We start from the raw sequence: 13664 nt of genomic DNA, 5'->3' as shown, positions 1-13664 counted from the left end.
AACACGTGAACGCACCAATCAAAATCCTGCTGGTCGACGACCACACCTTGCTGCGCAGCGGCGTCAAGCTGCTGCTGCAGCGCAATCCTCAATTCCAGGTGGTGGGCGAGGCATCGAACGGGCTGGACGGCGTGCGCCTGGCGGCCGAACTGCAGCCCGACGTGGTGCTGATGGACTTGAACATGCCCGGCGTGACTGGCGTCGAGGCGCTGCAGCTGATCTTGCAGGACCTGCCGCAGATGGTGGTGCTGATGCTGACCGTGTCGGAAAACGCAGCCGACCTCGGTGCGGCCCTGCGCGCGGGCGCACGCGGCTACTTGCTGAAAAATATCGAAGCCGAACAGCTGGGCCAGGCCATTTGCCGCGCCGCCGCCGGCGAATCCGTGATCGCCGACGCCATGACGGCCAAGCTCGTATCGCAGTTCCGCGCGGGGCAAAACGCGCCCCAGGAAGACTATGACAAACTGACGCCGCGCGAACGCGAAGCCATGGCCTGCCTGGCGCAAGGACTGAGCAACAAGGAAATCGCGCGCCAGCTCGACGTGGCCGAAAGCACGGTGAAAATCCACGTGCAAAACATCCTCAAAAAGCTTAAGCTCAGCAGCCGCGTGCAGATCGCCGTCTACGCCGTCGAACGTGAGTTAAGCAAATAGAGATCAAACAAAGCGCAAATAGTGGGCAAGGAATCCGCGATTGTTTGATCTGCATGGCGTTCCGGCCTAGACAACCCTAGTTCCTTTGACGTATGGCCTTGACCGTGCCTGCGCATTACACTCTTAGTCATTCGCTAATCTAATAAGAGAGTGTCATGCATAAGGTCAACGTCGATGGCTTGCTGTCGAGCCAGGCTCTGTTCCGCCATATTTCCCCTTCGCAATTAGAGCAATTGCGCCAGGATGTCGTGCGTGTCGAAGTAGAAAAAGGCAAAGTGCTGTTCCGCAAGGGCGAAGTGGCGGAAGGCGCCTACGTGGTGGTCTTCGGCCTCGTCAAGCTGAGCGTGTTTTCCATGGAAGGTACCGACAAGGTACTGGAACTGATCCGTCCAGGCCAGAGCTTCGGCGAAGCCATGATTTTCCTCGATGAACCATATCCGTTCTGCGCCGAAGCGCTCGAGCACTGCCTGCTGCTGCGCATCCCGCCACACGCGCTGCTGCGCCTGCTGGACCAGTCGCCCCGCATCGCACGCCAGATGATGAACAGCCTGTCGCACCACCTGATGGGTTTCATCCGCAACGTGGAGCGCTGCTCCGTGCAGAACGCCACCCAGCGCGTGGTCGAGTATTTGCTGCAGGCCTCGGACCAGCAGCGTTCGAACGAAGTCAAGCTGGACCTGAAGAAAAGTTTATTGGCATCGTTCCTGAACCTGGCGCCCGCCACCCTGTCGCGCGTGCTGCACCAGCTGACGGACTTGCACCTGATTAAAGTCAGCGGTTCGCTGATCCAGATCCAGCCCGATGCCTTGAAAACCTATCGCCATGGTTCCGCCACGGCCATGCTGAATTAAGCGTTGATCACTCAGTTTTTTCAGCAGGCAAGGTCAGCCGCCAGAACAGCAGGGCGAGCAAGCTGACCGCCGCGCCCAGCGCGCATACCCCATGCCAGCCCGCCAGCGCATACACGCTGGTGGCGGCTATCGCACCGAGTCCGCTTCCCACCGCATAAAACAGCATGTAGCACGCCACCAGGCGGCTGTGCGCGTCGCTGTCCTGCTTGAAAATCAGGCTCTGGTTCGTCACGTGGATGGCCTGGCCCGCCAGGTCCAGCGCGATGATGCCGACGATCAAGGGCCACAGGGCAGCGCCCGCAAAGCCCAGCGGCAGCCACGCGGCCAGCAACAGCAGCAGGGCCGCGCCCGTCGTCCACTGCGCGCGGCCCTTGTCCGCCATGGCGCCCGCGCGCGCCGCGCCCAGCGCACCGATCACGCCAACGAGGCCAAACGCGCCGATGGCCGCATGGCTATAGCCTTGCGCCGTCAGGGGCAGCACCAGGGCGCTCCAGAAAATATTGAAGACGGCAAACATCAGCAGGGCCAGCATGCCCCGTACGCGCAACACCTTGTTGTGCAGCAGCATGTCCAGCATCGAGGCGAGCAGGGCGCCATACGCGAGCTTCTGGCCTTGCGACTTGGCCGGCGGCAGCATGCGCCACAGCAGCAGCAACAGGGCGCAAGCGATGGCAGCCGAAACAAAATACACGGCGCGCCAGTCCGCCACATCGGCCACCACGCCGGACAGGGTGCGCGCCAGCAGCAAGCCGATCACCACGCCGCCCTGCGCCATGCCGACGACTCTCCCCCGTTCATGGCTGGCCGCCGCGCTGGCCGCGTAGGCGATCAAACCCTGCGTCATGGCCGTGCCCAGCAAGCCGACCATCAGCATGCCGCCCAGCAAGGCTGCCGTGGACCGGGCGCAGCCCAGCGCCACCAGGGTGATGGCCAGCATGCCCAGCTGGAACAGGGTCAGCCGGCGCCGGTTCAGCATGTCACCCAGGGGCACGAGCAGCAGCAGGGCCAGCGCGCAGCCGATCTGCGTGGCCGTGATGACCATGCCGCTGGCCGCTTCCGTCATGCCGAACTCGTGCGCCAAGGTAGCGAGTAAAGGTTGGGCGTAATACACATTGGCCACGCTGAGGCCGGCCGCCGTGGCAAACAGCCAGACGAGGGTGGGAGGAAGTGTTGTCGTGATGGGGGAGTTCGTATCGCGCATGGTCTTGTAGATGGTTTCAAATTAAAACCAGTTGGAGTCTACGCCGAGAAGTTTTAAAATGCAACCACTCAATCCTGGAGAATGCCCGTGGCCAAGCGCAAGAGCCTGAAAACCGACCCCTGTCCCGTGGCGCGTGCGCTCGACGTGATCGGCGAGCGCTGGTCGCTCCTGATCGTGCGCGACGCTTTCGACGGCATGCGCCGCTTTGGCGAGTTCCAGAAAAGCCTGGGCGTGGCGAAGAACATCCTGGCCGACCGCCTGCACACCTTGGTGGAAGAGGGCATCTTTACGGTTGCGCCCGCCTCGGACGGCACGGCCTACCAGGAATACGTGCTGACGCAAAAGGGGCTGGCGCTGTTTCCCGTCGTCGTCGGTTTGCGCCAGTGGAGCGAGGCGCAATTGTTTGAAGCGGGCGAGGCGCATTCGACCTTGCTGCAACGTGATACGCACGCGCCCGTGCGCAGAATGGACGTGCTGGCGCCGGACGGCCGCGTGTTGCAGGCGGGCGACACGGTCGTGCACAAGGTGGAGCAGAAAATGGAATCTGAGGCATGAAGCGCGTGGTCGTGCTGGGCGCAGGCATCACGGGCGTGACGACGGCGTATGCGCTGGCCAAGCGGGGCGTGCACGTGACCCTGATCGAACGCCACCGCTATGCGGCCATGGAAACCTCGTATGCGAACGGCGGGCAATTATCGGCCTCGCATGCGGAAGTGTGGAACCACAAGGCAACGATACTGAATGCCCTGAAATGGATGGCGCGGCGCGATGCGCCCTTGCTGCTCCATCCCTGGCCCAGCTGGCACAAGCTGAGCTGGTTTGCGGAGTTTCTCGCTGCCATGCCGGCCTACGAGCGCAACACCATCGCCACGGCCCGCATGGCGATCGCCGCGCGCGAACATCTGTTTGCGTGGGCGCAAGCAGAAAACATCGACTTCGATCACCGCCGCGCCGGCATCCTGCACGTCTACCGTGACAAGGCCGGTTTCGAGCGGGCGGCCGGCGTCTCGCGCCTGCTGGCACAGGGCGGCTTGCAGCGGCGCGCCGTCACGCCGCAGGAAATGTGCGCCATCGAACCGGCTTTGCAGGGCGACTTCTACGGCGGCTACTACACGGACAGCGATTCCACGGGCGACATCCACAAATTCACCAGCGGCCTGGCCGATGCCTGCGTGCGCCTGGGCGTGGCCTGCCGTTATGGTGCGGAAGTCACGGCGCTGGCGCGCGAGCACGGCAAGGTGCGCGTCGCCATGAGCGAAGACAGCAGCCTGTTCGATGCCGTCGTCATTTGCGCGGGCACGGCCAGCCGTGCCATGGCGGCCAGCCTGGGTGACCATGTGAACGTATATCCAGTGAAAGGCTATTCGATCACCGTGCAATTGGATGACGCCGCCAGCCGCACGGCGGCGCCGAAGGTCAGCCTGCTCGACGACGCGACCAAGCTGGTCAGCAGCCGCCTAGGTGAAGACCGGCTCAGGGTGGCGGGCACGGCGGAATTCAATGGCGTCAACCACGACATCCGCGCCGACCGCATCCGCCCGCTGCTGCAATGGGTCGAAGAGTGCTTTCCTGGCGTGAATACGCGCAAGGTCGTGCCCTGGGCCGGCTTGCGTCCCATGCTGCCCGACATGCTGCCAAAAGTGGGGCCGGGCAAGGCTCCGGGCGTGTACTACAACACGGGCCACGGCCACCTGGGCTGGACCCTGGCGGCGGCCACGGCGGAGATGGTGGCGGAAGTGCTGGTGGCTAGTTCTTCGGCAGCAAATCGCTGAGCGCGGCGCGCCCTTTGACGGTGAGGAAAGGGCCGACCTTGTTGTATGGCAGTAAAAAGTCGTTTTCGCAGCCGCTGCCGTTCGGGTCTTGCCAGAACGATACGCCTTCCGGTTTCAATGACAGGTGGAAGCGGCCGCGGCCGTCGTAATCCGTGCCCTTGCATTCGGCATCGATCTTCACGTCCTTGAACAGGGCCTGGCGCAGGCGGTCCGGCAATTCGGCCTTGTCGTCGCCATCGCTGGCGCTGGCGCCAAACCAGTTCCACACGTCCGTTTCCTGGCCCGTTTTCACGTCCCAGGTGCGGAACTTGATGGAGATGCCGCTGGCGCCATAGCCGGCCGCCCAGCGGTAGAACTTGACCGTTACCCAGCGCGGCGACCAGTAGGTGGGATCCGCATACACTTCGTCTTCCGTCGTGAAACCGTTGCGGCCCAGGTATTCGCGGCGCGTGGCATAGAAGTCTTCCAGGTCCTTCTTGTTCTTCGCCAGTACGCCGCGCAGCTGCGCATTGATTTTCGCGATGCCATCGCCGGGCGCCATCAGTTCCACGGTGATGGTGTCGCCCACTTGCAGGTTGCGGTATTGCTTGCCTTCGAAGGTGACGGGTTTGCTTACCTTGGTGCCGGGAAAATCTTCCAGCGCCAGGTTGTAGGCATCGCTGGCGCACGACGGATGGTCGCGGTCGCCCGCCGCTTCCAGCAGGGTCAAGGCCAGGGGCAGGGTCTTGCCGCTTTTCGGATCCGCCCAGGTGCCGGTGACCTTCTCGCCTTGCGGCGCGTTCAGCGACCATGTGCCCGTCGTATTGCCTTTGGCGTCGAGTTCCTGCCACAGCGTCTTGCCGTTCGGTTTGGCCAGCATGATAGGCGTCTTGTAGCGCGTGTAGTAATAGCTGCCGCTGCGGTCCGCGCCTTGCGTGGTGCTGGGCTGGTTGAAGCAGGCGACGATATTGGCCTTGCCCACGGTGCCCTGCCACACCCCTTGCACGGGCGGCTCGGCGGCCATGGCGGCATTCAGGGCGGGCAGGGTCAGGCAAGCAAACAGAAAGCGGCGCATCGGTTAATCCTCTCGTGGGCGAAGGCCGATTCTACATGGCCGCGCCCACGAGATGCCACACCTGAACCTATGCGCCGGGGCGCTCCTGCGCCACGATCGCCATCGCCGCGCCCAGGTATTGCAACATGGCTGCGTCGACGAAGCTGCCCTCCGTCAGACGCGGTTCCTGCTGGTGCGCCTGGCGGAACTTCAGCTGCGTGGCCGGGTCTGTGCCCGCGTAGGAGCGGAACAGTTCCAGCCACTGCCGCGCCAGCTGCAGCACGGCCGGATCGGTGGGTGGCGTGCGCGCATCGATGGCGGCGCGCACGGCGGCGATCAGGGCCGGCCACTCGCCCGAACGCTTGCCGTAGTTGGCCACGAGGTGCGCGTATTCGTGCTCATCGAGGAAGGGCCGGTACAGCGCCATGCGCGAGGCATTGAAGGCGGCGAGGATGAACTGCATCAGGTCCGCGTCGATGCTGGTCGTCGCCTGCATCGATGGCTCCTGCGCATGCATGTCGTTCAGGCGCGCGAACAGGCCCGGGTGGGCACCCGTGTCGCGCACCAGTTTGACCATCCATTCCGTGGCCAGCGCCTGCGCTGGCGCATCGCCGGGACCTGCGCCCGCGTCCCTGACGGCGCGCACTCTCATTACCAGTGCTTTCCATTCCTGTTCCACGGCCGCATCGGATAGCAGCGGCAGTTGTTGCAGTTCTTCGTGACTAAAGTATTTGTCGTACATGGTCATCAACTCCATAGTGGTGAGCCACTCGGCCAGTTCCGGCGCCTGCCCCTGCGTCAGTTGCGTTTGCAGGGTGCGCAGGCGTTCACGCAGGGTGGAAGCCTGTGCGATCTGGCGCTCCAGCATGGCGATTTGCCGCGCCACGATGGAGGAGAGCGGCAGCTCCGGGCCGGCGAGGGCGTTGGCGATATCGGCCAGCGACATCCCGAACTTGCGCAGCGCCATGATCCGGTGCAGCCGGTCCATGTCGCCGTGCTGGTACAGGCGGTAGCCAGCTTGCGTGCGCGCCGAAGGCGAGAGCAGGCCGATGCTGTCGTAGTGGTGCAGGGTGCGGATGGTCAAGCCCGTGAGCCTGGCCAGTTCACCGATTTTCAACAGCATCGTCTTCTCCTTGTCTTCAGTGCGTGTCACCACGATGGAGCCTGACGTAACGTCAGGGTCAAGCAGGAATGTAGCAGAGGCCTCGAAAAAACCCGCAAAAGAATCCGTTGACCTTCATTTTTTTGTACGGTATATTTATAAAACCGAACGACAGCTACAGCAAAACAAACGGGTTCGGGCCAGGCGGCATGACGGAGTAATCGTTGTGCGGCGCAGCAAGACGCGCCATTGGCAGGGCTGGAAAGACAATCCGCACAGACGGATTTTTTTCACAGTTGGTTTGTACGTTAAATATAATATGCCACCGGCAAGATCCGGGCGGCGAGAGAGACGACCATGATGAAAAGTATCGTTTGCGATACCCCCGGCAGTTTGCGCATGGAACAGCGCCCCGTGCCCGTGCCCGGCGAGGGTGAAGTGCTGCTGCGCATACGCCGCGTCGGCATCTGCGGCACCGACATGCATATCTTCCGCGGCACCCAGCCTTTCCTCAGCTATCCGCGCGTGATGGGCCATGAATTGTCCGGCCATATCGACAGCGCGCCAGCCGGCTCGCGCCTGGCCGTGGGCGACCAGGTCTATGTGATGCCCTACCTGTCATGCGGTACTTGCGTGGCCTGCCGCCAGGGCAAGACCAACTGCTGCACCCGCATCGAAGTGCTGGGCGTGCACCGCGACGGCGGCATGACGGAATACCTGGCGCTGCCCGAGCGCTTTGTCTTCAAGACGGAAGGCATCTCGCTCGACGACGCCGCCATGATCGAATTTCTCGCCATCGGCGCGCATGCCGTCAAGCGCGGCGCGGTCGATGCCGGCAAGCGCGTGCTGGTGGTGGGCGCCGGCCCGATCGGCATGGCCGTGATGCTGTTCGCGTCCTTGAAAGGCGCCGACGTGACGGTGCTCGACGGCCGCGCCGACCGTTTGCAGTTCTGCCGCGACGCGCTCGGTATTACCCGCACGGTGCAGCTGGGCGACGGCGACAAGGAGCAGCTGTCGGACGCCACCGGCGGCGAATTCTTCGATGTGGTGTTTGACGCCACCGGCAATATCGCCGCCATGGAACGGGGCCTGGACTTTGTCGCTCACGGCGGCGCCTATGTACTGGTCTCCATCGTGCGCGACCGCCTGTCCTTTTCCGACCCTGAATTCCACAAGCGCGAAACGACCTTGCTGGGTAGCCGCAACGCCACCGTCGACGATTTCGAGGAAGTGGTGGCGGCCATGAAGGCGGGCAAAGTTCCCACCGCGCTGCTCAATACCCACCGCACCACGCTCGACGAATTTACGGGCGTGCTCGATCGCTGGATGCAGCCCGAGGCCGGTGTCATCAAGGCCATCGTCGAGGTCTGAGATGAACGATCTCAACCCCATACTGCAATTTGGCACCAGCCGCTTCCTGCAGGCGCACGCCGACCTGTTCGTCAGCGAAGCGGCCAAGACAGGCGAGGCGCTGGGCCATATCACCATCGTGCAAACGACCGGCAGCGCGCAGGGCGCGGCGCGGGTGGCGGCGTTTCGCCAGGCCGGCGGCTACCCGGTGCGTATCCGCGGCTGGCAGGACGGCGCGCAAGTTGACGAGGAGCGCCGCGCCGACACCGTCACGCAAGCGTGGCAGGCCGGCAGCGACTGGCGACAGGTGCGCGATGCGGCCGTGGCCGCGCGCGTGATCATCTCGAATACGGGCGATACGGGCTACCAGCTCGATGACGGCGACCACGCCGGCATGCTCGATGGCGTTACTGTTCCCGCCAGCTTTCCCGCCAAGCTGCTGGTGCTGCTGCATGAGCGCTTCCTGGCCGGCGCCGCGCCCGTCTCGATTTTTCCGTGCGAACTGGTGGCCGACAACGGTCATGTATTGCGCCAGGTGATCGTGACATTGGCGCAGCGGTGGCGCTGCGATGCCGCGTTCATCGGGTATCTGCAAACGGGCTGCCTGTGGATCAATTCCCTCGTCGACCGCATCGTTTCCGAACCGATCGAACCGATAGGCGCGGTGGCCGAACCCTATGCGCTGTGGGCCATCGAGGCGCAGGAAGGCATGCTGCTGCCGTGCCGCCATCCGCAGCTGGTGGTGACGGACAGCCTGCGCGAGTATGAGCAGCGCAAGCTGTTCCTGCTCAACCTCGGTCACACGTATCTGGCGCAGCTGTGGATGGAACGGGGTAGCCCGGCCGGCATGACGGTGCGCGAGGCGATGGACGATGGCGCCATGCGCGCCGCGCTGGAAGCCCTGTGGCACGAGGAAGTGCTGCCCGTGTTTGCCGCCATGGGCGCGCGGCACGGCGACGCCGCGCTGGCCTATGTGTCGCAGGTCAGGGAGCGCTTCGGCAATCCCTTCCTCGCGCACCGCCTGGCCGACATCGCGCAGCACCACGCCGGCAAGATCGAGCGCCGTATGGCGCCCGTGGCGGCGCTGGCGCGGCAGCTGTGTCCCGCCCTGGCGCAGCCTCGCCTGCGCGCCATGCTGGCGCCGGGAGCGCAGCCATGAACGCCCCGCTCAGCGCAGTTGTTTCTTTTTTAGCATGCCGATCCAATCCGATATCGACTAAAATGGCCCACTCATCCACTTTCCCTTTCGCTGGCATAGCGCGTTCATTCATCCATGTCCAAACCCGCCACCGTCTTCAAGCGCAGTACCAATCTGCTGTTGCAATTTCTCGCCGAGAATGTCGCAGTGGGCGAGATGCTGCCGACGGAGCAGTTCCTGACCACGATCTGCCAGGGCAGCCGCACGGCCATCCGCAGCGCGATCGCCTACCTGTCGACGCGGCGGCTGATCGCCAGTCCGGCGGACCGGCGCTTGCTGCGCAAACCCATACCGGGCGACTACTTCGATATCTCCGAATTGCAGTCGGGGGCCGAGCGCATCCAGCAGGTGCTGATGGAACGCGTGTACCAGCGCGACATGCCGCCCGGCGCGGAGTTTTCGGAAGCGGAACTGGCGCGCGAGGCGGGCGCCAGTACCGTCAGCGTGCGCGAATTCCTGATCGGCTTTTCGCGCTTCGGCCTGATCGAAAAGAAACCGCGTGGCGGCTGGCGCCTGTGCGCGTTCGACCGCTCGTTCGCCACCGAACTGGCGGACATGCGGCGCATGTTCGAGATGGCGGCCGTGGAGCAGTTTGCGCACCTGCCGCTTGGCGATCCGGCGTATGCGGAACTGGCGCGGCTGATCAGGCAGCACGAGAAGCTGGCAGCCAGGATCGACACGCGCCACAATGCGTTTCCGGCGCTGGACCGCGAGTTCCACACCTTCCTGATCGGCCTCTTGAACAACCGCTTCGCGCAGGGCTTCTACGATATCGTTTCGTTCGTGTTTCACTATCACTACCAGTGGGACAAGGGCGAGGAAAAGGGCCGCAACAAATACGCGGTGCAGGAACACCTGGCGATCCTGCGTGCGCTGGCCGAGCACGACGTGCCGAAGGCGCTCGAGGCCATGCGCTCCCACCTCGATTCCTCGCGCAGCACCATGCTGTCCTCGATCGGCACGCGGGAAAAACTGAGCCAGCCGGCCGCCTAGCCGTCTTTGCCGGGGAGGGTGCGCCATGAGCCTCGCTTCCCAGCCTAGCAGCCTGCTGCTGATGTCGCCCGAGGATAACTGCCTGATCGCCAGGACAGCCCTGGCCAGCGGCGACGTCGTCGCCATCGACGGCGTGCCCGTCACCCTGGCGCAAAACATCCACATCGGCCACAAGGTGGCGCGCCGCGCGCTGGCCGTGGGCGACAAGGTGCTGCGTTACGGCGCCCTGATCGGCAGCATCACGGCCCCCGTCGCCATCGGCGAGCATATCCACACGCACAATCTGGCAAGCGATTACATCCCCACGTTTACCCTGGGCCAGGACGGCCACCATTTCCTGGACAAGGACGACCAAGCATGAACGCTCCCGTAACGACACCCGCCCTGTCGGGCTACCTGCGCGCCGATGGCCGCAAGGGCATCCGCAATATCGTGGTCGTGGCCTATATGGTCGAATGCGCGCACCATGTGGCGCGCCTGATGGTCAACGCCTTTCCCGGCCAGCCCGTGCACCTGATCGGCTTTACGGGCTGCTTCCCCAATGAATACGCGGACCAGGTGATGCGCCGTTTGCTGACGCACCCGAACGTGGGCGCCGTGCTGCTGGTTTCCCTGGGCTGCGAAGGCTTCAACAAATATGGCCTCTCCAGCGCCGTGGCAGACAGCGACCGTCCCGTGCACACGATCACGATCCAGGAAAACAGCGGCACGCGCCCCAGCGTGAGCAGCGGCGTCGAGTGGATCAGCTGGGCGCTGGAACACCTGGCGCAGCAGGAGCGCGTGCCGATGGGGATCGATGAACTGGTCGTCGCCACCATCTGCGGCGGCTCCGACAGCACCAGCGGCATCAGCGCCAACCCGGCCGTCGGCGTCGCGTTCGACACCCTGATCGCCGCCGGCAGCCCCTGCATCTTCGAAGAGACGGGCGAACTGGTGGGCTGCGAATACCACATGCAGCGGCGCGCCGTCAGTCCGGATCTGGGCAATGCCATCGTCGAAACCGTGGCCAAGGCCGCCCGCTACTACACCATCATGGGCCATGGCAGCTTCTCGCCGGGGAACGCCGATGGCGGCTTGACCACGCAGGAAGAAAAGTCGCTGGGCGCCTACGCCAAGAGCGGTTCCTCGCCCATCGTCGGCATTTTGAAACCGGGCGACCAGCCGGACGGCGGCGGCTTGTACCTGCTCGACGTGGTGCCGGACGGTGAACCGCGCTTCGGTTTCCCGAATGTGTCGGACAACGCGGAAATCGTCGAACTCATTTCCTGCGGCGCCCACATCACCTTGTTTACCACGGGCCGCGGTTCCGTGGTCGGCTCGGCGATCTCGCCCGTCATCAAGGTGTGCGCCAATCCGCAAACCTTCGAGCGCCTGGCCGACGACATGGATATCAATGCCGGCAAGATCCTCACGGGCGAAGCCAGCCTCGAAGAAGTGGGCGCGGAGATCGTCGCCGCCGTGCTGAACGTCGCCAACGGAGAACTGAGCCGCTCGGAAGACCTGGGCCACCAGGAATTCGTGCTGACCTATAAACAATTCGACGCGGTGGGGCCAGGCTGTTTCCCATTGCGCGCCGCTTGAGGGCCGAGTCCATGGATGTCACGCAATTGCGTACCTTGCCGCGCGGGGGCCTGTCGCTGCCCTGCATCGGCATGGGCTGCGCGCCGATAGGCGGCTTGTACCAGCCCGTCAGCGACGCGCAGGCGCGCGCCACCTTGGATGGCGCCTGGGATGCCGGCGTGCGCTTCTTCGACACGGCGCCGTTCTATGGCTATACCCAGTCCGAACGCCGTCTCGGTGCGGCGCTGCGCGAGCGGCCCCGCCATGAATTTGTGGTCAGCACCAAGGTGGGAAGGCTGATGCGGCCCGACGCCTCCGTGCGCCCCGGCGACGACGGCTTTGCCGCGCCGCTGCCGTTCCGTCCCCATTACGACTACACGTATGACGGCGTGCTGCGTTCCCACGAGGACAGCCTGCAAAGATTGGGTCTGGAGCGCATCGACATTCTGTTCGTGCACGATATCGGCAAGGCCACGCATGGCGAACACGATCAGCAATACTGGCGCCAGCTGACGACCGGCGGCGGTTTTCGCGCCCTCGATGAACTGCGCGCCAGCGGCCAGGTGAAAGCCGTGGGCCTCGGTGTCAACGAGTGCGAGATCGTGCTGCGCGCGATGGCGGAATTCGACCTCGATTGCACCTTGCTGGCCGGCCGCTACACCTTGCTGGAACAGGCTTCGCTGTCGCCGTTGCTGGACGCCTGCGTGGAACGCGGCAACGCCATCGTGATCGGCGGCCCGTTCAACTCGGGCGTGCTGGCCGGGAACGGAAAATTCAACTACGCCGATGCGCCGGCCGCGATACTCAAGCGCGTGGCGCGCCTGGACGCCGTCTGCCGTGAATTCGGCGTGCCGCTGCAGGCTGCGGCACTGCAGTTTCCGCTTGCCCATGCTGCCGTCGCTTCCTGCATCCCGGGCGGCCAGGACCTGGCGCAGCTGCGGCAAAACCTGGACTGGTTCGCCACGCCGCTGCCCGACGCCCTGTGGCTGGCGCTGCGGGACGCGGACTTGCTCGATGCGCGCGCGCCGCTGCCTGCGGGAGTGGCCGCATGATGCGCATCGACGCCCACCAGCACTTCTGGCAGCTGGTCGCGCGTGCCGGCAGCTGGCCGCCGCCATCGTTGGCCGCCATCCACCGCGATTTTGCGCCCGCCGACCTGGCGCCGCTGCTGGCCGCGCACGGCATCGCCGGCACGGTGCTGGTGCAGTCGCTGCCGTCGGCTGCCGATACCGATTACCTGCTGGCGCTGGCGGCAAAGACCAGCTTTATCCGCGCCGTCGTGGGCTGGACCGATTTGCTGGCGCCTGACGCGCCGGCCAATATCGCCCGCCTGGCGTCGCAGGCGAAGCTCAAAGGCTTGCGCCCCATGCTGCAGGATCTCGACGACGATCAGTGGATTGCCAATCCCGCGCTGGCGCCGGCCCTGGCCGCCATGGTGGAACACGGCTTGCGGCTGGACGCGCTGGTGCTGCCGCGCCACTTGCCCGCGTTGCTGCAATGTGCCCGCGCTTATCCGCAGCTGGCCATCGTGATCGACCATGCGGCCAAGCCGCCGGTTGCCGATGCCGCCTTCGGCGCCTGGCGTGCAGACATGGCGCAGCTGGCCGCGCTGCCGAACGTGCGCTGCAAGCTGTCCGGGCTGGTGACGGAAGCGCGGCCCGGCTGGAACGTGGACGACCTGCGCCCCTATGCCGCCCATGTGCTGGACGTGTTCGGCTCCCGGCGCGTGATTTGGGGCAGCGACTGGCCCGTGGTGGACCTGGCCGGCGGCTATGCGGCGTGGCTGGCCGCCAGCGAGGCGCTGCTGGCGCACCTGGGGCAAGAGGACAGGAACGATATTTTCGGACGCAATGCGTGCCGGTTTTATGGTTTTGATTGAACGCTAGTGGTGCGCTTGTTGGCTTACGTCGGCCAAGGCCGTCTAAGCCAACCTACGAATTACCGCGATGCC

14 protein-coding genes are annotated in these 13664 nt (G+C 64.6%); 11 read left to right on the top strand and 3 right to left on the bottom strand.

Features of this window, described 5'->3' with window-relative positions; translation table 11 throughout:
• Positions 1-5: 5 nt before the first annotated feature.
• A complete protein-coding gene (locus MRBLMS1_RS23050; protein WP_034759680.1) occupies positions 6-653 on the top strand; it encodes a response regulator in 648 nt (215 codons plus the stop codon).
• 155 nt (positions 654-808) lie between these two features.
• Positions 809-1504, top strand: coding sequence for a Crp/Fnr family transcriptional regulator (locus MRBLMS1_RS23045; protein ID WP_034759676.1), 696 nt, complete (start codon positions 809-811; stop codon positions 1502-1504).
• A gap of 7 nt (positions 1505-1511) precedes the next feature.
• On the opposite strand, the gene MRBLMS1_RS23040 is transcribed toward MRBLMS1_RS23045, so the two are convergent.
• On the bottom strand, positions 1512-2705 hold the full coding sequence (locus tag MRBLMS1_RS23040) for an MFS transporter (protein WP_485882199.1): 1194 nt from the start codon (positions 2703-2705) through the stop codon (positions 1512-1514).
• A gap of 87 nt (positions 2706-2792) precedes the next feature.
• Here MRBLMS1_RS23040 and MRBLMS1_RS23035 point away from each other — a divergent pair, with 87 nt between their 5' ends.
• Positions 2793-3260, top strand: a complete 468-nt coding sequence (locus MRBLMS1_RS23035) for a winged helix-turn-helix transcriptional regulator (protein WP_485882197.1) — start codon at positions 2793-2795, stop codon at positions 3258-3260.
• Positions 3257-4477: a D-amino acid dehydrogenase gene (locus MRBLMS1_RS23030; RefSeq protein WP_485882195.1), complete on the top strand. Its 1221-nt coding sequence runs from the start codon at positions 3257-3259 to the stop codon at positions 4475-4477. Before MRBLMS1_RS23035 ends, MRBLMS1_RS23030 begins: the two co-directional genes overlap by 4 nt.
• On the opposite strand, the gene MRBLMS1_RS23025 is transcribed toward MRBLMS1_RS23030, so the two are convergent.
• Together MRBLMS1_RS23025 and MRBLMS1_RS23020 are read right to left on the bottom strand one after the other, a co-directional pair.
• Positions 4452-5531 carry a hypothetical protein gene (locus tag MRBLMS1_RS23025; RefSeq protein WP_485882193.1) on the bottom strand — a complete coding sequence of 360 codons (1080 nt, stop codon included), beginning with the start codon at positions 5529-5531 and terminating at the stop codon, positions 4452-4454. The two genes, MRBLMS1_RS23030 and MRBLMS1_RS23025, sit on opposite strands and share 26 nt — an antisense overlap.
• A 67-nt stretch (positions 5532-5598) precedes the next feature.
• Positions 5599-6633, bottom strand: coding sequence for a MerR family transcriptional regulator (locus MRBLMS1_RS23020; protein WP_485882191.1), 1035 nt, complete (start codon positions 6631-6633; stop codon positions 5599-5601).
• 339 nt (positions 6634-6972) lie between these two features.
• Here MRBLMS1_RS23020 and MRBLMS1_RS23015 point away from each other — a divergent pair, with 339 nt between their 5' ends.
• The 7 genes from MRBLMS1_RS23015 to MRBLMS1_RS22985 all read left to right on the top strand — a co-directional run bounded on the left by MRBLMS1_RS23015 (position 6973) and on the right by MRBLMS1_RS22985 (position 13592).
• Positions 6973-7983 (top strand): zinc-binding alcohol dehydrogenase family protein, encoded by a 1011-nt coding sequence (locus MRBLMS1_RS23015; protein WP_034760300.1) that lies wholly within the window; start codon positions 6973-6975, stop codon positions 7981-7983.
• Position 7984: 1 nt separating this feature from the next.
• A complete protein-coding gene (locus MRBLMS1_RS23010) occupies positions 7985-9121 on the top strand; it encodes a mannitol dehydrogenase family protein (RefSeq protein WP_485882189.1) in 1137 nt (378 codons plus the stop codon).
• Between the two features lie 114 nt (positions 9122-9235).
• Positions 9236-10153, top strand: coding sequence for a GntR family transcriptional regulator (locus MRBLMS1_RS23005; protein ID WP_485882187.1), 918 nt, complete (start codon positions 9236-9238; stop codon positions 10151-10153).
• A gap of 25 nt (positions 10154-10178) precedes the next feature.
• Entirely contained in the window at positions 10179-10514 is a 336-nt protein-coding gene (locus tag MRBLMS1_RS23000) for a UxaA family hydrolase (protein WP_072454408.1), read from the top strand.
• Positions 10511-11734: a UxaA family hydrolase gene (locus MRBLMS1_RS22995; protein WP_485882184.1), complete on the top strand. Its 1224-nt coding sequence runs from the start codon at positions 10511-10513 to the stop codon at positions 11732-11734. Before MRBLMS1_RS23000 ends, MRBLMS1_RS22995 begins: the two co-directional genes overlap by 4 nt.
• Positions 11735-11745: 11 nt before the next feature.
• Positions 11746-12765, top strand: a complete 1020-nt coding sequence (locus MRBLMS1_RS22990) for an aldo/keto reductase (RefSeq protein ID WP_485882182.1) — start codon at positions 11746-11748, stop codon at positions 12763-12765.
• Entirely contained in the window at positions 12762-13592 is an 831-nt protein-coding gene (locus MRBLMS1_RS22985) for an amidohydrolase family protein (RefSeq protein ID WP_485882180.1), read from the top strand. Before MRBLMS1_RS22990 ends, MRBLMS1_RS22985 begins: the two co-directional genes overlap by 4 nt.
• Positions 13593-13664: the final 72 nt, after the last annotated feature.

Source organism: Massilia sp. LMS1-1-1.1 (genome assembly GCF_040815535.1).
Classification (GTDB): domain Bacteria; phylum Pseudomonadota; class Gammaproteobacteria; order Burkholderiales; family Burkholderiaceae_D; genus Janthinobacterium; species Janthinobacterium aestuarii.
This window is presented reverse-complemented; position numbering and strand designations above follow the sequence as displayed.